This is a genomic window from Escherichia sp. MOD1-EC6021, from assembly GCF_002965245.1.
GTDB lineage: Bacteria > Pseudomonadota > Gammaproteobacteria > Enterobacterales > Enterobacteriaceae > Escherichia > Escherichia coli_F.
Map to the genome: position 1 here is coordinate 1 of NZ_PTRU01000002.1, position 18,757 is coordinate 18,757.

The window sequence follows — 18,757 nt, forward strand, 5'->3', positions numbered from 1 at the left end:
CTGGGGAAAGCCATAGACTTCGATGCCAGAACGGCTATTCCATTCGAAGGTGAGCGCCATAATGCACTTGATGACGCCCGTTACCAGGCAAAATACGTTTCAGTTATCTGGCAAAAACTGATCCCGAGTCAGGCTGATTCTTAATGTTCAACTGTCGCCGGTTGTGACTGGTATTCTGCAACCGGCGCTCGTCTGATGTAAGAGATAAAGAAATCGATGAGCGAAGTAATCATGATTGTCTCTCCCGGCAAATGGGTATCCGAAGAGCAGTTAATTGCGCTGAAAGGAATAAAAAAAGGTACGTTAAAAAAGGCCCGGGAAAAATCGTTTATGGAAGGAAGGGAATATAAGCATGTCGCTCATGACGGTATGCCATGGGATAACAGTCCATGCTTTTACAACCTGGAAGAAATTGATCGCTGGATTGAGCGCCAGGCATCAGCGAGACCAAGACGTCATCTTACTTGACTAAAAGCCACACTAACTAATGAGAGAAGTTGAAATGAAATATCCGACAGGCGTGGAAAACCATGGAGGGAAATTACGTATCTGGTTTGTTTATAAAGGCGTAAGAGTCAGGGAAAATCTGGGGGTTCCTGACACAGCAAAAAACAGGCGCGTTGCAGGTGAACTACGCTCCTCTGTTTGTTACGCAATAAAAACTGGTGTTTTCGACTATACAAAACAGTTTCCCTCCTCACGCAATCTGGAAAAATTTGGTGAGGCCCGACAAGATTTAACCATAAAAGAACTGGCTGAAAAATTTCTGGCACTGAAAGAAACTGAAGTCGCCAAAACATCACTCAACACATACCGTGCCGTCATCAAAAATATCCTGAGCATAATCGGTGAAAAAAATCTTGCCTCATCGATTAATAAAGAAAAATTACTGGAGGTTCGTAAAGAGTTACTGACTGGATACCAGATCCCCAAAAGTAACTATATTGTTACACAACCAGGGAGATCGGCTGTAACTGTAAATAATTACATGACAAATCTTAACGCCGTGTTCCAGTTTGGTGTTGATAACGGTTACCTGGCAGATAATCCGTTTAAGGGGATCTCGCCATTAAAGGAATCAAGAACCATTCCGGATCCTCTTTCGCGGGAAGAATTTATCCGTCTTATCGATGCGTGCAGAAATCAGCAAGCAAAAAATTTATGGTGTGTTTCTGTTTATACTGGCGTTCGCCCTGGTGAGCTGTGTGCACTTGGATGGGAGGACATAGATCTGAAAAATGGAACAATGATGATCAGGAGAAATTTAGCAAAAGACCGTTTCACGGTACCAAAAACACAGGCGGGAACCAATCGGGTCATTCATCTTATTAAGCCAGCAATCGACGCTCTCCGGAGTCAGATGACATTAACGAGACTGAGCAAAGAGCATATCATTGATGTTCACCTCAGAGAGTATGGCAGAACAGAAAAACAAAAATGCACCTTTGTTTTTCAACCTGAAGTGTCAGCGAGAGTAAAAAATTATGGTGACCATTTTACCGTTGACTCAATAAGGCAGATGTGGGACGCAGCGATAAAACGTGCCGGACTCCGCCATCGAAAATCATATCAGTCGAGACATACTTATGCCTGCTGGTCGCTGACAGCTGGTGCTAACCCGGCATTTATAGCAAACCAGATGGGCCATGCAGATGCGCAAATGGTATTTCAGGTATACGGAAAATGGATGTCTGAAAACAATAATGCACAGGTAGCTTTGTTAAATACACAGTTAAGCGAGTTTGCCCCAACCATGCCCCATAACGAAGCAATGAAAAATTAATTTAATATTTATCAAATAGTTAACACGCATGACTCTTGAAATCCATGAATTCAAGCGCAGTGCCCAGCCATCCCGATACTGCTGCTTTCACCAAATCCTTAGTGCTTCTTTCGTGTTTTTCTATTGTCATAATGGTTATCTCTAAAAAAGAGGTAAGATGCGTACTACTTACTCGCCGTTATTGGTATTATTCAGAAAAAGTGAGTAAGACTTTGCAGCAATGCTTTTGATCCTGTTCAAATAAACTAATGGCATCAGCAACATGCTGGAAATCAAACGTATGGGTAATTAGTTTTTCTGGTTTAATTAACCCTTTACTTAACCAGTCGATAACGACCGGGAATTTATTTGCATTTAAGCGTGAAGAGAAAATAGAGAGTTCTTTTCCGGTAATTCCTTGCTGAATCACTTCAGACGGTTCACTGGAGAAGCCCATCAATACAATACGTGCCGCTGGAGAAGCCAGCGTTACGGCTTCTTTCAGGATTGAAGGATGACAAGCCGCATCGATAATTAATGTCGGCTTTATGCCTTTTTCAGCGAAAATCTCGCCAAGCGGTGTCTGGCTGTTATTAATCGCCCAGTCTGCCCCGCTCTCTTTCGCTTTTTCCAGTCGTTCATCAATGCGATCGGCAACAATCACATTCTTAACGTTATAGACGCCTTTTAATACCTGAACGATCGTCAGGCCGATTGGACCTGCACCGTAAACCAGAACGGTATCATTTTCAGTCGGTTGACCATGACCGGTAACGTTAGCCGCAATGGTAAAAGGTTCGATCATCACCGCATATTGATCAGCCACTGCTTCAGGAATTTTCCACGCATTTTTTGCCGGCACCACGGCATATTCACTGAAACCACCGTCAGCGTGCACACCTAATACAGCCAGTGTCGTACAAACGTTCGGCTTACCTATAGAGCACGGATAGCAATGCCCACAGCTGACCACCGGATCGACAGCAACGCGTTCACCGACTCTGTCGCTTTCCACGCCTTCACCCACTGCATCAATGACGCCAAAGAATTCATGTCCAATGACGCGCGGATATTTCGCAAAAGGATTATGCCCACGATAAATATGGCTATCTGAACCACAAATTCCGGCAAGTTTCACTTTTACTCGTACTTCACCCGCTGACGGGGTGGGTATTTCGCGTTCGATAATTGCCAGTTGATTCGGTTTTTCAATTAAAATGCTTTTCATTATCTTACTCCTTACCAGTTCCACAGCGTGCCATCTTCCAGACGTGCGACTGGCAGATATGCAGGTTCATAGGGATATTTCGCTGCCAGTTTTTCATCAAACTCGATGCCAAGACCTGGTTTATCGCCCGGATGCATATAGCCGTTATCGAAAATCCAGTTGTGCGGGAAGACTTCGAGCATTTGTTCGGAATAGCCCATGTATTCCTGGACACCGAAATTGGGGACCCACAGATCAAAGTGCAGCGCCGCAGCCATGCAGACTGGTGACAAATCGGAAGGACCGTGTGAGCCAGTACGCACCTGATACAACGAAGCAAAATCGGCAATCCGGCGCATACCGGTAATTCCGCCTGCATGGGTCAGCGTGGTGCGGATATAATCGATAAGTTGCTCTTCAATCAGTTGCTTGCAGTCCCAGATGCTGTTGAAGACTTCACCCACCGCGATGGGTGTGACGGTATGTTGGCGAATGAGACGGAAGCATTCCTGGTTTTCCGCAGGCGTCGGGTCTTCCATCCAGAACATGCGATAATCTTCAATGCTTTTACCAAAGCGCGCCGCTTCAATAGGCGTTAAGCGATGGTGCATGTCATGCAGCAAATGTTCATTAAAACCAAACTTGTTACGTACCGCGTCAAACAATTTCGGCATGAAATCGAGGTATTTCTCCGTCGACCACAGCTGCTCTTCCGGCCACTGTCCTTTGGTTGCGGGTTCATAAGCCAGACCTTTGCCTTTCGACATGCCGTAGGTGGTTTTCATACCAGGGATTCCGCACTGCACGCGGATGGCTTTGAATCCCAGCTCCTGATGACGGGCATAATCATCCAGAGCTTCATCAATACTGTGACCGGTGGTATGGCAATAAACCATCACCCCTTCACGAGACGCGCCGCCGAGTAACTGGTAAAGCGGCATGTTGGCAGCTTTGGCTTTAATATCCCACAGCGCCATATCAACCGCTGAAATGGCCGACATCGTCACCGGACCGCGACGCCAGTAAGCACCTTTATAGAAAAACTGCCAGATATCTTCGATACGCTGTGCATCGCGACCAATAAGCTGCGGACAAAGGTGATCCTGCAAATAAGAGGCCACGGAAAGCTCACGTCCATTGAGGGTGGCATCCCCAAGGCCCGTAATACCGTCCTCAGTGGTGATTTTTAATGTGACGAAATTACGCCCCGGACAGGTAACAAAAACTTCAGCCTTTACGATCTTCATGTTCGATTCCTTGCATCGCTTGTCGTGATGCATGAAATCTACGCAACTGAGCTACTACCATACAAGTATGAAGATCGAAAAAAGCCGGAGTGATCACAAAAAAAGGCGTATATTTGCGCCGTGAATGGTTGACAAAAGATGAAATAGAATACCTTTTGTCAGCTGACACTTCCTTGTATCTTATTGATAAAATGGATTTATGTCCTTACGCGCGCCCCCAGCCCGCAACAATGATCAACATGCCGCAAAGCGCAATCAACGCCCCCGTCCAGTCATAAAGACTCAGTTTCACGCCATCCACAACGCGCAGCCAAATCAACGCCGTGCAGACATAAACGCCACCATAAGCCGCGTAAACACGCCCACTCGCCGCAGGATGCAACGTTAACAACCAGACAAACAGTGCCAGAGAAATCCCCGCCGGAAGCAACAGCCAGATACTGGCGTTTCGTTTTAACCACAACCAGGGCAGAAAGCATCCAATAATTTCACACAGCGCAGTAGCAAAAAACAGTAACGTTGTTTTAATCATCTTTGTCACTTATTGACATCATGTATAGTTATAGGGCGACATAATATCATCAATATAAACATCCTCCTGGTACGTTTTGCGTTCGCAGTGGATGGTGTAGAATCACCTTTAATCATTCATACAGGGAATGAATTATGAAAATTACTCTCAGCAAACGAATTGGCCTGCTCGCTTTTCTGCTGCCTTGCGCACTGGCATTGAGCACAACGGCCCATGCCGAAACTAACAAACTGGTGATTGAGTCTGGCGACAGTGCACAAAGCCGCCAGCACGCTGCAATGGAAAAAGAACAATGGAATGACACGCGCAATCTGCGACAGAAAGTGAATAAACGCACTGAAAAAGAGTGGGATAAAGCCGACGCCGCTTTTGATAACCGCGATAAATGCGAGCAAAGTGCCAACATCAATGCCTACTGGGAGCCAAATACATTGCGCTGCCTGGACCGTCGAACTGGCCGCGTTATTACCCCCTAACCTGTTATTGATTTAAGGAATGTAAGGACACGTTATGCCAAGCGCCCACAGTGTTAAGCTACGTCCGCTGGAGCGTGAAGATTTACGCTATGTACATCAACTCGACAATAACGCCAATGTGATGCGTTACTGGTTTGAGGAACCCTACGAAGCCTTCGTTGAACTCTCTGATCTGTATGATAAGCATATTCACGATCAGAGCGAGCGGCGCTTCGTGGTGGAATGTGACGGCGAAAAAGCCGGTCTGGTGGAGCTGGTGGAAATTAACCATGTCCATCGCCGCGCAGAATTTCAGATAATTATCTCCCCGGAGTATCAGGGGAAAGGTCTGGCTACCCGCGCCGCAAAATTAGCAATGGACTATGGCTTCACCGTTCTCAATCTTTATAAGCTGTATCTGATCGTCGATAAAGAGAACGAAAAAGCGATTCACATTTACCGTAAGCTTGGCTTTACGGTTGAAGGTGAATTGATGCATGAGTTCTTTATTAATGGTCAATATCGGAATGCCATTCGCATGTGCATATTCCAGCATCAGTATCTGGCAGAGCACAAAACACCGGGTCAGACTCTCCTGAAGCCGACCGCACAATAGCATTAATAATAATCGATAGTATTTTTGATGGTGTAAACCCGTTCGACGGCGGGTTTTACTCCTTCATCAACAATGATTAGCTGACAGTCTACCGGATTGGCGTGACTGTCATATTCACAGCTCTGTTTTACATTACCAACCCGTTGATTATTCAGTAAAGTAACCGCTGTGTAATCTAATTTTTTGATCGGATCCGTTGATGGCGTGGCGCTGACAGATAATGTTTTGTCGTTACTTTTCGTGGTTTTACCCAGCGGATACCCCTGCTCATCATAGCGATATTCCATCTGCATCTGTTTACTGCTGGCTTTAATCACAAAGCCATTATCATCGGTTTCCCAACTCACCCCGGCAGAAGGTAATTCTGCTAGCTGGCATTTTCCCTGCAAACGAACTCTTTTCTCCAGTGTCTGGGCATCACGGTAATAATTGGCGTCCAGTACCAGGGCAACCACGGTATTATTTTCCAGATCCAATAATTCGAGTGAATCAAAACAGCCTTCTTCCGACAAAGTCCCCGAAACACGTTTCGTCACTTCACCTTGCTCATCCATTAATGTCTGAGTGAAATCTTTTACCGGACCACGCAGCGGATCAAAATCGAATTCATTAGAGAAACTGGCCATCTCAGGGGTAAATGAAAGTGTTACCTCTGTGCGGTCACATCCTGTGAGTAATATCGCGAGTAAGCATGGTAGTAATTTGTATTTCACAACAGTCACCAGACAGTAGAGATGATTCTCAATCATAGTAGTAAATACAGTACTTTACACGTTAAATGCTATGCTTAAAGAAGTTATATTCGCGAAAGGAGCTTATGATGAAACTCTCAACTTGCTGTGCCGCGCTTCTGCTCGCACTCACCTCACCCGCGGTACTCGCCGCGCCGGGATCCTGTGAGCGCATAAAGAGCGATATATCACAGCGTATTATCAATAATGGCGTACCTGAAAGCAGCTTCACGTTAAGTATTGTACCCAATGACCAGGTTGATCAGCCTGATTCCCAGGTCGTCGGGCATTGCGCCAATGATACGCATAAAATTCTTTACACCCGCACCACCAGCGGTAACGTCTCTGCCCCCGCGCAGTCTACTCAGGATGGCGCGCCTGCCGAACCGCAGTAGCACATTATTGACTAAACGCCGGATTCAACAGGTCCGGCGATTTGAACATACAACATAATCCCTCCTTATTACTCATACCCTTCTATTGATATGGATTAATAATTCTTAACCCAAAATGGGTAGACTCCCTCTTTTGTTAGCGCGCTAAATATTCAATATATAAACTTTTATATAACGATAAAGAACAGGGAGTGAGTTATGTCCAAAAATGAACAAATGGTGGGCATCAGCCGCAGAACACTCGTTAAATCTACCGCGATAGGTTCTCTGGCGCTGGCTGCAGGCGGTTTTTCGTTACCGTTCACCCTGCGTAGTGCAGCGGCAGCGGTACAACAGGCCAGCGAAAAAGTGGTCTGGGGTGCCTGTTCCGTCAACTGTGGTAGCCGCTGTGCACTTCGTCTACATGTTAAAGATAATGAAGTCACCTGGGTGGAAACTGACAACACCGGCAACGACGAGTATGGCAATCATCAAGTACGCGCCTGTTTGCGCGGTCGGTCCATCCGTCGACGTATTAATCATCCCGATCGCTTGAATTACCCAATGAAACGCGTGGGCAAACGTGGCGAAGGCAAATTCGAACGGATTAGCTGGGATGAAGCCCTGGATACTATCGCCAGTAGCCTGAAAAAAACCGTCGAACAATATGGCAATGAGGCTGTATATATTCAGTACTCTTCGGGGATTGTTGGCGGCAATATGACCCGCTCTTCACCATCAGCCTCGGCGGTCAAACGCCTGATGAACTGCTACGGCGGTTCACTCAATCAGTATGGCTCCTACAGCACCGCGCAAATTTCCTGTGCCATGCCCTACACCTACGGCAGTAATGATGGCAACAGCACCACGGATATTGAAAACAGCAAGCTGGTCGTGATGTTTGGTAACAACCCGGCAGAAACCCGCATGAGCGGTGGTGGCATCACTTATCTTCTTGAAAAAGCGCGCGAGAAATCGAACGCAAAAATGATTGTTATCGATCCGCGATATACCGACACGGCTGCCGGTCGTGAAGACGAATGGATTCCTATTCGCCCGGGCACTGATGCCGCGCTGGTAGCGGGCATTGCCTGGGTATTGATTAACGAAAATCTCGTTGATCAACCTTTTCTCGATAAATACTGCGTCGGTTATGACGAAAAAACCTTACCCGCAGATGCACCAAAAAATGGCCACTATAAAGCCTATATTCTTGGTGAAGGTGATGATAACACAGCGAAAACGCCGCAGTGGGCTTCGCAAATTACCGGTATCCCGGTGGACCGTATCATCAAACTGGCGCGTGAAATCGGCACAGCAAAACCCGCTTATATCTGCCAGGGTTGGGGACCGCAACGCCAGGCAAACGGTGAGCTGACCGCACGCGCTATTGCGATGTTGCCTATTCTGACGGGCAATGTCGGCATCAGCGGCGGAAATAGTGGCGCGCGTGAATCCACCTATACCATTACCATAGAACGCCTGCCGGTGCTGGATAATCCGGTCAAAACATCAATCTCCTGCTTCAGCTGGACGGATGCTATCGATCATGGCCCGCAAATGACGGCAATCCGCGACGGCGTCCGCGGCAAAGATAAACTGGATGTGCCCATTAAGTTCATCTGGAACTACGCGGGAAATACCCTGGTTAATCAGCATTCTGACATTAACAAAACGCATGAAATTCTGCAGGACGAATCGAAATGCGAAATGATTGTGGTCATCGAAAACTTTATGACCTCATCGGCAAAATATGCCGACATTCTGCTGCCAGACCTGATGACCGTTGAGCAGGAAGATATTATTCCTAACGATTACGCCGGTAACATGGGATATCTCATTTTCCTCCAGCCAGTCACCAGCGAAAAATTCGAACGCAAACCGATTTACTGGATCCTAAGTGAAGTCGCGAAACGTCTTGGCCCTGACGTCTATCAAAAATTCACTGAAGGCCGCACTCAGGAACAATGGTTACAACATCTGTACGCCAAAATGCTTGCCAAAGATCCGGCGTTACCGTCTTACGACGAACTGAAAAAAATGGGTATCTATAAGCGTAAAGATCCCAATGGTCATTTTGTCGCCTACAAAGCATTTCGTGACGACCCCGAGGCAAATCCACTTAAAACGCCTTCCGGTAAGATTGAAATTTATTCCAGCAAGCTGGCGGAAATTGCCCGTACCTGGGAACTGGAAAAAGATGAAGTGATAAGCCCACTGCCGGTTTATGCCTCAACCTTTGAAGGCTGGGACTCCCCTGAACGTAGTACCTTCCCACTGCAACTGTTTGGTTTCCATTACAAATCTCGTACTCACTCGACCTACGGCAACATTGATGTCCTGAAGGCAGCCTGCCGTCAGGAAGTGTGGATCAACCCTATAGATGCACAGAAACGTGGGATTGCCAACGGCGATATGGTGCGGGTGTTTAACCATCGTGGCGAAGTTCGGCTACCAGCCAAAGTGACACCACGCATTCTCCCTGGAGTTAGCGCTATGGGCCAGGGAGCCTGGCACGAGGCCAATATGTCTGGCGATAAAATTGACCACGGCGGCTGTGTGAATACGCTAACCACTCTGCGCCCTTCACCACTGGCGAAGGGAAACCCGCAGCACACTAATCTGGTCGAGATCGAAAAAATATAACCCACTACAACCATAAATTCTGGCATGACATTTTGTTTGAAAAGCAATAAGTGAGTAATGATGAAATTCCATACCACAGAGGCGCTCATGAAGGCTGAAATCAGCCGTAGAAGTCTGATGAAAACCTCCGCACTTGGCAGTCTCGCGCTGGCAAGCAGTGCTTTCACTCTGCCATTTTCCCAAATGGTCCGAGCGGCAGAGGCACCGGTAGAAGAGAAAGCGGTCTGGAGTTCTTGCACCGTTAACTGCGGGAGCCGCTGTCTGTTACGTTTGCATGTGAAAGATGACACTGTGTACTGGGTGGAGTCTGATACGACAGGTGACGACGTCTACGGTAATCATCAGGTTCGCGCGTGTTTACGCGGGCGCTCTATCCGCCGACGGATGAATCATCCTGATAGGTTGAAATATCCCATGAAGCGCGTCGGCAAGCGCGGTGAAGGTAAATTTGAACGGATAAGTTGGGACGAAGCCCTGGAGACCATCAGTGATAATCTTCGGCGGATCCTAAAAGATTACGGCAATGAGGCTGTACATGTTCTCTATGGAACAGGCGTAGATGGCGGAAACATCACCAACTCAAACGTCCCGTACCGTCTGATGAACTCTTGTGGTGGTTTTCTCAGTCGCTATGGCAGCTACAGTACCGCACAGATCAGTGCCGCAATGAGTTATATGTTCGGTGCCAATGATGGCAACAGCCCGGATGATATCGCCAATACGAAACTGGTCGTTATGTTCGGAAATAACCCGGCAGAAACCCGGATGAGCGGCGGTGGTGTCACTTACTACGTCGAGCAAGCCCGCGAACGTTCAAACGCACGCATGATCGTCATTGATCCACGTTATAACGACACTGCTGCCGGGCGTGAAGATGAATGGCTACCCATTCGCCCTGGTACTGATGGTGCACTGGCCTGTGCGATTGCCTGGGTGCTGATTACGGAAAACATGGTCGATCAGCCATTTCTCGACAAATATTGTGTTGGTTACGATGAAAAAACGCTGCCCCCCAGCGCACCACGTAACGCGCATTATAAAGCCTATATTCTGGGCGAAGGGCCTGACGGCATTGCTAAAACGCCGGAATGGGCAGCAAAAATCACCAGCATCCCGGCAGAAAAAATTATCCAGTTGGCACGAGAGATCGGTTCAGCAAAACCTGCTTATATTTGTCAGGGTTGGGGGCCACAACGACACTCCAACGGTGAGCAAACGTCCCGCGCTATTGCCATGCTTTCCGTTCTCACCGGTAACGTCGGCATAAACGGCGGCAACTCAGGTGTACGCGAAGGTAGCTGGGATCTGGGGGTCGAATGGTTCCCGATGCTTGATAATCCTGTTAAAACGCAGATTTCCGTCTTTACGTGGACAGATGCCATCGACCATGGTACGGAAATGACCGCGACCCGTGATGGTGTTCGTGGAAAAGAAAAACTGGATGTGCCAATCAAGTTTTTATGGTGCTACGCCAGTAACACATTGATCAATCAACATGGCGACATCAATCACACCCATGAGGTGCTTCAGGATGACAGCAAGTGCGAGATGATTGTTGGCATTGACCACTTCATGACGGCCTCGGCTAAGTATTGCGATATCCTGTTGCCCGACCTGATGCCAACAGAGCAAGAAGACCTTATCTCTCATGAATCTGCTGGGAATATGGGCTATGTGATCCTCGCCCAACCCGCCACCTCGGCAAAATTTGAACGCAAACCCATCTACTGGATGCTGAGTGAAGTCGCGAAACGCTTAGGACCAGACGTTTATCAAACTTTTACTGAAGGTCGCAGCCAGCATGAATGGATCAAATATCTCCATGCGAAAACGAAGGAACGTAACCCTGAGATGCCCGACTACGAGGAGATGAAAACGACCGGGATCTTTAAGAAAAAATGCCCGGAAGAACACTACGTCGCTTTCCGCGCATTCCGTGAAGATCCACAGGCAAACCCATTGAAAACACCTTCGGGGAAAATCGAAATTTATTCTGAACGACTGGCGAAGATTGCAGATACCTGGGAATTGAAAAAAGATGAAATTATTCATCCCCTTCCTGCGTATACCCCAGGTTTTGATGGCTGGGACGATCCCCTGCGGAAAACCTATCCACTGCAGTTAACGGGCTTCCACTACAAAGCGCGTACCCACTCCAGCTACGGCAATATTGATGTGTTACAGCAGGCCTGCCCACAAGAGGTGTGGATCAACCCCATTGATGCTCAGGCACGCGGTATCCGTCATGGCGATACCGTGCGGGTATTTAACAATAATGGAGAAATGCTGATTGCCGCAAAAGTGACTCCGCGTATTCTGCCTGGCGTTACCGCCATCGGGCAAGGTGCGTGGCTTAAAGCGGATATGTTTGGTGACCGGGTCGATCACGGCGGCAGTATCAATATTCTGACCTCTCACCGCCCTTCACCGCTGGCAAAGGGAAACCCGTCGCACAGCAATCTTGTCCAGATCGAAAAGGTTTAAGGAGTAGCCCATGACCACACAATATGGATTTTTTATCGATTCCAGCCGCTGTACTGGCTGTAAAACCTGCGAACTGGCGTGCAAAGATTTTAAAGATCTTGGCCCGGAAGTCAGTTTCCGCCGTATTTATGAATACGCTGGCGGCGACTGGCAGGAAGATAATGGCGTCTGGCACCAGAACGTGTTCGCTTATTATCTCTCCATCTCCTGTAACCATTGCGATGACCCCGCATGTACAAAAGTCTGCCCCAGCGGCGCAATGCATAAGCGTGAAGATGGCTTTGTGGTGGTTGATGAAGATGTTTGTATCGGCTGCCGCTACTGCCACATGGCTTGTCCGTACGGCGCACCACAGTACAATGCTGAAAAAGGGCACATGACGAAGTGCGATGGTTGTTATTCGCGCGTCGCCGAGGGGAAACAACCCATATGCGTCGAATCCTGCCCGCTGCGTGCACTTGAGTTCGGTCCAATTGAAGAGCTGCGCCAGAAGCACGGCACTCTGGCTGCCGTCGCGCCACTGCCGCGCGCGCATTTCACAAAACCCAATATCGTTATCAAACCTAACGCCAACAGCCGCCCGACCGGCGATACCACTGGTTATCTGGCTAATCCGGAGGAAGTGTAAAATGGGAAATGGATGGCATGAATGGCCACTGGTTATCTTTACCGTATTGGGTCAATGCGTAGTAGGCGCGCTGATTGTTAGCGGAATTGGCTGGTTCGCCAGCAAAAATGACGCAGACCGTCAGCGTATTGTCCGTGGCATGTTTTTCCTCTGGCTGTTGATGGGCATCGGGTTTATTGCCTCTGTCATGCACCTGGGATCGCCACTGCGAGCGTTTAACTCGCTGAATCGAATCGGAGCTTCTGGTCTGAGTAACGAGATTGCTGCCGGTTCCATATTTTTTGCCGTTGGCGGACTATGGTGGCTGGTGGCGGTCATCGGTAAAATGCCGCAAGCGTTGGGGAAACTCTGGTTACTTGTCAGCATGGCGCTCGGCGTCATTTTCGTCTGGATGATGACCTGCGTGTATCAAATCGACACCGTGCCAACCTGGCATAACGGTTACACTACGCTGGCTTTCTTCCTGACGGTATTGTTGAGCGGTCCAATACTTGCTGCCGCAATTCTGCGGGCAGCTCGCGTTACATTTAATACCACACCATTTGCCATCATTAGCGTTCTGGCGCTGATCGCTTGTGCCGGGGTGATTGTGCTGCAAGGTTTGTCTCTGGCGTCTATTCACTCATCCGTGCAACAAGCCAGCGCACTGGTACCAGATTACGCCTCCTTACAGGTCTGGCGTGTGGTATTGTTATGCACAGGTCTAGGATGCTGGCTTTGTCCACTCATTCGTCGCCGTGAACCTCACGTTGCCGGACTTATTCTGGGGCTAATCCTCATACTTGGCGGTGAGATGATCGGGCGTGTGCTCTTTTATGGCCTGCACATGACGGTAGGAATGGCTATTGCAGGTTAACAAATTGGTGCGGGGCAACCCGCACATTTCAGGATGTTAGGAATGACCCATTTTTCACAGCAAGATAATTTTTCTGTCGCGGCGCGCGTGTTGGGCGCGCTGTTTTATTACGCTCCAGAGAGTGCAGAAGCCGCACCTCTGGTTGCGGTACTCACCAGTGACGGCTGGGAAACTCAGTGGCCTCTACCAGAAGCGTCATTAGCGCCGCTGGTGACGGCTTTTCAGGCACAGAGTGAAGAGACTCGCGCCCAGGCCTGGCAGCGTTTGTTTGTCGGCCCGTGGGCACTGCCGTCTCCGCCGTGGGGGTCGGTCTGGCTGGATCGCGAATCTGTGCTGTTTGGCGATTCAACATTGGCACTTCGTCAATGGATGCGCGAGAAAGGCATTCAGTTCGAAATGAAGCAAAACGAACCGGAAGATCATTTTGGTTCACTGCTGTTGATGGCTGCGTGGTTGGCGGAGAATGGTCGCCAGACAGAATGTGAAGAATTGCTGGCATGGCATCTTTTTCCGTGGTCAACACGTTTTCTCGACGTTTTTATCGAAAAAGCAGAACACCCTTTCTACCGTGCGCTGGGTGAACTGGCTCGCTTAACGCTGGCGCAATGGCAATCACAACTGTTGATTCCTGTCGCGGTTAAACCACTGTTTCGATAAAGTTGCCGCAATATTGCCGGATGGCGACAATCACGCGTCATTCGGCAATAATACGTTACAACGTCACGTATTTTATCGCTTTAAGCACGCACTGCTTTTGCCGATAACCTGTTTTGCCGCAAAATAGTCGCTCGTGTTTCATTGTCCATTTCTGCTCATGCACCATCTACACAGCTATCCGGATCTGCGCACTATGTTCCGCCGTCTGCTTATCGCAACAGTCGTCGGTATTCTCGCGGCCTTTGCCGTTGCCGGGTTTCGTCATGCGATGCTGCTACTGGAGTGGTTGTTCCTCAATAATGACTCCGGCAGTCTGGTCAATGCAGCGACAAACCTTTCCCCCTGGCGACGGCTGCTAACTCCGGCGCTCGGCGGACTGGCGGCGGGTTTGTTGTTGATGGGCTGGCAGAAATTAACCCAGCAACGCCCTCATGCGCCGACCGATTACATGGAAGCGTTGCAAACCGATGGTAAATTCGATTACGCAGCAAGCCTGGTTAAATCGCTTGCCTCTCTGCTGGTAGTAACTAGCGGCAGCGCAATTGGTCGCGAAGGTGCGATGATTCTTTTAGCTGCCCTTGCCGCCTCCTGTTTTGCTCAGCGTTTTACGCCACGCCAGGAGTGGAAATTATGGATTGCCTGTGGAGCTGCGGCGGGAATGGCTGCGGCTTACCGCGCCCCGCTTGCTGGCAGTTTATTTATAGCCGAAGTGCTGTTTGGCACTATGATGTTGGCCTCTCTCGGACCGGTGGTTATTTCTGCTGTCGTGGCGTTGCTGATTAGCAATCTGATTAATCATAGCGATGCATTACTCTACAGCGTGCAACTCTTAGTGACGGTTCAGGCTCGTGACTATGCGCTGATTATCAGTACTGGTGTGCTGGCAGGTCTATGCGGACCAGTGTTGTTAACGTTAATGAACGCCAGTCATCGAGGATTTGTTATTCTCAAACTTGCGCCCCCCTGGCAACTGGCACTCGGCGGGTTGATCGTGGGTCTGCTTTCCCTGTTCACCCCTGCCGTGTGGGGCAACGGCTATAGCACCGTACAATCCTTTTTAACCACCCCGCCACTGTTTATGATCATTGGCGGGATCTTCCTTTGCAAACTGTTTGCCGTTCTGGCAAGTAGCGGTTCCGGCGCGCCTGGTGGTGTGTTTACACCGACACTCTTTATCGGTCTTGCCATTGGCATGTTGTATGGACGTAGCCTGGGGTTATGGTTTCCTGACGGCGAAGAAATGACACTCTTACTCGGATTAACCGGGATGGCGACACTGTTGGCGGCGACCACGCACGCGCCGATTATGTCGACGTTGATGATATGTGAAATGACCGGGGAGTATCAGCTACTCCCCGGTTTATTGATTGCCTGCGTAATTGCGTCGGTAATTTCGCGGACGTTACACCGTGACTCTATCTACCGCCAGCACACTGCGCAGCATAGCTAAGCGGATGTATTGCCCCAGTTCACGCTGTTCGGCGCGCGGTAAATAAGGCAGTTCACCAATGAGCGGTGCTGGAAGTTTTTTACCCAGCACATCAATGATTTCCGCATAATGCGCCAGTCCTGGGTTGATTCGGTTAGCCACCCAGCCAATGAGCGGCAGCCCGTCGTTGGCAATCGCCTGAGCTGTCAGCAGTGCATGGTTAATGCAACCTTCCTGAATACCGACAACCATCAACACCGGTAGTTGTTCCTGCACCACCCATTCAGAGAGCGGACGCAAATCATTCATCAGACTGCGCCAACCGCCAGTACCTTCGACCACCACATGATCGACTTTATCGGTCAGGTTTGCCAGGCCGTTTGAAATGAGGGTGTAATTGATTGGGCAACTATGCGCCACGCTACTTTCTTCTTCGCTTAACGCGATAGGATTAACTGCTTCATAAGGCAGTTCGATGGATGAAACACTCTGCAACACCAGGGCATCTTTATTACGCAGCCCTTCGGGTGTCTCTTTGCTCCCCTTCGCTACGGGTTTATATCCCGCAACCGTTTTTCCCTGGGAGGCTAACGCTTGTAGCAATGCGCGGGAAACCACCGTTTTCCCTACAGAAGTGTCTGTACCTGTAATAAAGAAACGCTTCAGCATCACTAACTCCACCGTTATGCTTCACAAATATAAACCAGGAAAATAATTAACCTTGAAAGTCTAAGTTATGCTTTCCTGGCCCAAATTGAGATAGCGCAAATTTTGGTAGAACAGTTAAAAAATGTTAACCCTGCAACAGACGAATCAACAAAGAACCGTTATACATCGCGTCTTTTACCAGCGCAGCGCCCGCCATCGTACCCTGGTTAGAAAACTGGGTACTCTCAACGCTAATGTGCTTACTATACGCAGGAAGGGCCTGCTGACGGATGCTATCCGAGATGACCGGGAAGAGGATATCTGCCGCTTTACTTAACGGTGAGCCAATCAGTATTTTTTGTGGGTTAAATAAATTCACCATGATGGCAAGAATGCGCCCAACATGTGCGCCTACCCCGGTAATGATGTCTTTTGCCAGCAGATCGCCGTGCAATGCCGCCTGACACAATGAGTCAACGGTTAACGGCTGTCCGTGTAACATCGAGCTCATGGATTGATTGAGACGCAGCTGTGCCAGCTCAAGAATACTGTCCACACTGGCAATGGTTTCGAGGCAGCCGTGATTCCCGCAATAACAGCGTTTCCCATATGGGTCGACCTGCGTGTGACCAATCTCCACGAGGCTACTGCTGCCTGCGTGTAGCAGATGACCATCGGTAATGACGCCCGCCCCCACGTTGTGATCGATAACCACCTGAATCACATCGCGCGCCCCGCGTGAGGCACCAAACAAGGCCTCAGCCATCGTCCATGCGCTGATATCATGCTGAATATAAACCGGTACGCCGGTATGCTGCTCCAGCGCCTCGCCGAGCGGCATCTCTTTTACATCCTCGTAGAACGGCATGCGATGTACAATACCATTTTCCGTATCAATAATTCCCGGCAAGGTAATGGCAATCGAAGTCAGACGCTCAAGTTTTTTCTGATGGCGGATAAAAAACTGATCGATATGGGAAATGATACGATCCAACAATGGCGAGTCATCTTTTAACGCCAGTTCCTGCGACTCCTCCACCACCAGTTTGCTGCTCAGATCGCGCAAAGCAAGGAAAATCTCCCCGCGACTAATGCGCAGAGAAAGATAGTGCCAGGCTTCAGTTTCAACCACCAGCCCCACCGCCGGACGGCCACGGTTCCCCGCTTCTTTGATTTCCAGCTCTTGCACCAGGTGTGCTTCGAGCATCTCACGGACAATTTTGGTGATACTGGCAGGAGCCAGTTGCGCCAGACGGGAAAGATCGATACGCGAGACTGGACCAAGCTGATCAATCAGGCGATAAACCGCGCCCGCGTTGGTCTGCTTTATTTGATCAATGTGCCCAGGCTGGTTTTCAGCAACCACCGCATACTCCCTATATTTTCGCGCTCCGAAATAATCTGTAGGCTATGGTGAAGCACTTCAATACGTGTCGTCAAATTTTTACTTAGGCATGTGATTAACAGCACATTTTTCGGGCTTTTTCGCTGAAATTTCCCTCACCTGAGAGCATTCAGCAGATGAATACGAAAGTTACGCGCAGCCGGACTTTGTTCATGGTGTTTCGGCCAGACCAACCACATTTCAGAAACCGCATCCTCTTCAGCAATCGGCACCCAGCGCATTTCGTTGAGCTGAACACGTTTAAATGACGCAGGCAAAATTGAAACACCCAGACCAGCGGAAACCAGACCGATGATGGTCATTGCCTCACCCACCTCCTGAGTGATGACGGGCGTCAAATTGTAACGTCTCATCAGCCCGAGAATATCGTCATACAGCCCTGTCCCTACGTGCGGATCAAAAAAGACAAAGGGTTCTTTCGCCAGTTCAGCCAGCGTTACACTCGGGTTATTTGCCAGGGGATGATCGTGCGGGATCATCGCCATAAGCGGTTCATGGACGATGACTGCGTGTTCAAGCGTCTCCGGTAACGCTGTGTTACGCAGCAATCCCATATCCAGCGTTCCTTCAATGAGCGGAGCGATTTGCTCGCGAGTGTTCATTTCGCGGGTTTGTAAATGGACATCGGGATAATCACGACGAAACAGCGATAACGTATCGGACACCGCCCGAATAAAAGGAGCGGACGAAGTAAAACCAATGCGCAACTCCCCCGCTTCGCCCTGATGCAGCCTTTCAGCGCGAGCGGCAGCGTCATCCACCATAGACAGGATTTGCCGACTATCTGCAAGAAACTGTTTTCCTGCTTCCGTCAGCAATACACTGCGATTGGTCCGTGCCAGCAGTCGGGCACCAATTTGTTGCTCCAGCGCCTGAATCTGCTGACTTAGCGGTGGTTGCGAAATATTCAGGCGGGCAGCGGCGCGCCCGAAATGCAGCTCTTCCGCAACAGCAACAAAGTAACGCAGATGACGAAGTTCAATATTCATATTTAAAACATCTTATTTGAGATTATTAATATATTAGACAGAACAATTCGATTTTCCTAATCTATTCATAAGCCTGATCCACAGGCATATT

The 18,757-nt window shown here is 49.1% G+C and carries 19 protein-coding genes; 12 read left to right on the forward strand and 7 right to left on the reverse strand.

The genetic code is table 11. The features are described 5' to 3' along the window. The 3 genes from BEB54_RS02145 to BEB54_RS02155 form a co-directional block, all read left to right on the forward strand. Positions 1-144: 3'-5' exoribonuclease domain-containing protein (locus tag BEB54_RS02145; RefSeq protein WP_085696634.1), on the forward strand; the 144-nt coding region annotated here is incomplete at its 5' end. 72 nt (positions 145-216) lie between these two features. Next, positions 217-468, forward strand: a complete 252-nt coding sequence (locus tag BEB54_RS02150; protein WP_000005552.1) for an excisionase family protein — start codon at positions 217-219, stop codon at positions 466-468. 34 nt (positions 469-502) lie between these two features. Beyond that, positions 503-1,783: a site-specific integrase gene (locus BEB54_RS02155; RefSeq protein WP_123059727.1), complete on the forward strand. Its 1,281-nt coding sequence runs from the start codon at positions 503-505 to the stop codon at positions 1,781-1,783. Between the two features lie 187 nt (positions 1,784-1,970). Here the strand turns inward: BEB54_RS02155 and BEB54_RS02165 are convergent, their stop codons facing one another. The 3 genes from BEB54_RS02165 to BEB54_RS02180 all read right to left on the reverse strand — a co-directional run bounded on the left by BEB54_RS02165 (position 1,971) and on the right by BEB54_RS02180 (position 4,748). Continuing rightward, positions 1,971-2,990 (reverse strand): Zn-dependent oxidoreductase, encoded by a 1,020-nt coding sequence (locus BEB54_RS02165; RefSeq protein WP_000836045.1) that lies wholly within the window; start codon positions 2,988-2,990, stop codon positions 1,971-1,973. Between the two features lie 11 nt (positions 2,991-3,001). Then, on the reverse strand, positions 3,002-4,216 hold the full coding sequence (gene rspA / locus BEB54_RS02170; RefSeq protein ID WP_039021285.1) for a starvation-sensing protein RspA: 1,215 nt from the start codon (positions 4,214-4,216) through the stop codon (positions 3,002-3,004). Between the two features lie 205 nt (positions 4,217-4,421). Continuing rightward, complete coding sequence (locus BEB54_RS02180) at positions 4,422-4,748, reverse strand: YnfA family protein (protein WP_001314753.1); 327 nt, start codon at positions 4,746-4,748, stop codon at positions 4,422-4,424. Positions 4,749-4,882: 134 nt separating this feature from the next. Between BEB54_RS02180 and BEB54_RS02185 the strand changes: the two genes are divergently transcribed. Together BEB54_RS02185 and speG are read left to right on the forward strand one after the other, a co-directional pair. After that, positions 4,883-5,224: a DUF1283 family protein gene (locus tag BEB54_RS02185; protein ID WP_000705193.1), complete on the forward strand. Its 342-nt coding sequence runs from the start codon at positions 4,883-4,885 to the stop codon at positions 5,222-5,224. Between the two features lie 34 nt (positions 5,225-5,258). Continuing rightward, a complete protein-coding gene (speG, locus tag BEB54_RS02190; protein WP_105282124.1) occupies positions 5,259-5,819 on the forward strand; it encodes a spermidine N1-acetyltransferase in 561 nt (186 codons plus the stop codon). A gap of 2 nt (positions 5,820-5,821) precedes the next feature. Here speG and BEB54_RS02195 read toward each other — a convergent pair whose 3' ends face one another. Next, positions 5,822-6,532 (reverse strand): YnfC family lipoprotein, encoded by a 711-nt coding sequence (locus BEB54_RS02195; RefSeq protein ID WP_077760064.1) that lies wholly within the window; start codon positions 6,530-6,532, stop codon positions 5,822-5,824. A 107-nt stretch (positions 6,533-6,639) separates the two neighbouring features. On the opposite strand from BEB54_RS02195, the gene BEB54_RS02200 reads away from it, so the two are divergent. From BEB54_RS02200 to clcB, 7 genes are all read left to right on the forward strand, one after another. Further along, positions 6,640-6,945 carry a DUF1161 domain-containing protein gene (locus BEB54_RS02200; RefSeq protein ID WP_001354685.1) on the forward strand — a complete coding sequence of 102 codons (306 nt, stop codon included), beginning with the start codon at positions 6,640-6,642 and terminating at the stop codon, positions 6,943-6,945. 198 nt (positions 6,946-7,143) lie between these two features. Then, complete coding sequence (gene ynfE / locus BEB54_RS02205) at positions 7,144-9,570, forward strand: selenate/tellurate reductase subunit YnfE (RefSeq protein ID WP_105282125.1); 2,427 nt, start codon at positions 7,144-7,146, stop codon at positions 9,568-9,570. Positions 9,571-9,630: 60 nt separating this feature from the next. Then, positions 9,631-12,054: a selenate/tellurate reductase subunit YnfF gene (gene ynfF, locus BEB54_RS02210; RefSeq protein ID WP_105277030.1), complete on the forward strand. Its 2,424-nt coding sequence runs from the start codon at positions 9,631-9,633 to the stop codon at positions 12,052-12,054. 10 nt (positions 12,055-12,064) lie between these two features. Then, entirely contained in the window at positions 12,065-12,682 is a 618-nt protein-coding gene (ynfG, locus tag BEB54_RS02215; RefSeq protein WP_000213028.1) for a DMSO reductase like molybdoenzyme iron-sulfur subunit YnfG, read from the forward strand. Between the two features lies 1 nt (position 12,683). Next, entirely contained in the window at positions 12,684-13,538 is an 855-nt protein-coding gene (gene ynfH / locus BEB54_RS02220; protein WP_105277002.1) for a selenate reductase membrane anchor subunit YnfH, read from the forward strand. Positions 13,539-13,580: 42 nt separating this feature from the next. After that, on the forward strand, positions 13,581-14,195 hold the full coding sequence (gene dmsD / locus BEB54_RS02225) for a Tat proofreading chaperone DmsD (protein WP_000148700.1): 615 nt from the start codon (positions 13,581-13,583) through the stop codon (positions 14,193-14,195). Positions 14,196-14,352: 157 nt separating this feature from the next. Next, positions 14,353-15,645, forward strand: a complete 1,293-nt coding sequence (gene clcB / locus BEB54_RS02230; RefSeq protein ID WP_105277029.1) for a voltage-gated ClC-type chloride channel ClcB — start codon at positions 14,353-14,355, stop codon at positions 15,643-15,645. On the opposite strand, the gene bioD is transcribed toward clcB, so the two are convergent. From bioD to BEB54_RS02245, 3 genes are all read right to left on the reverse strand, one after another. Beyond that, complete coding sequence (gene bioD / locus BEB54_RS02235) at positions 15,598-16,293, reverse strand: dethiobiotin synthase (RefSeq protein ID WP_105277001.1); 696 nt, start codon at positions 16,291-16,293, stop codon at positions 15,598-15,600. The genes clcB and bioD overlap by 48 nt on opposite strands. A gap of 124 nt (positions 16,294-16,417) precedes the next feature. Further along, positions 16,418-17,638, reverse strand: coding sequence for a sugar metabolism global transcriptional regulator Mlc (mlc, locus tag BEB54_RS02240; RefSeq protein ID WP_088541872.1), 1,221 nt, complete (start codon positions 17,636-17,638; stop codon positions 16,418-16,420). 134 nt (positions 17,639-17,772) lie between these two features. Next, positions 17,773-18,666: a LysR family transcriptional regulator gene (locus tag BEB54_RS02245; RefSeq protein ID WP_001019560.1), complete on the reverse strand. Its 894-nt coding sequence runs from the start codon at positions 18,664-18,666 to the stop codon at positions 17,773-17,775. Positions 18,667-18,757 lie beyond the last annotated feature (91 nt).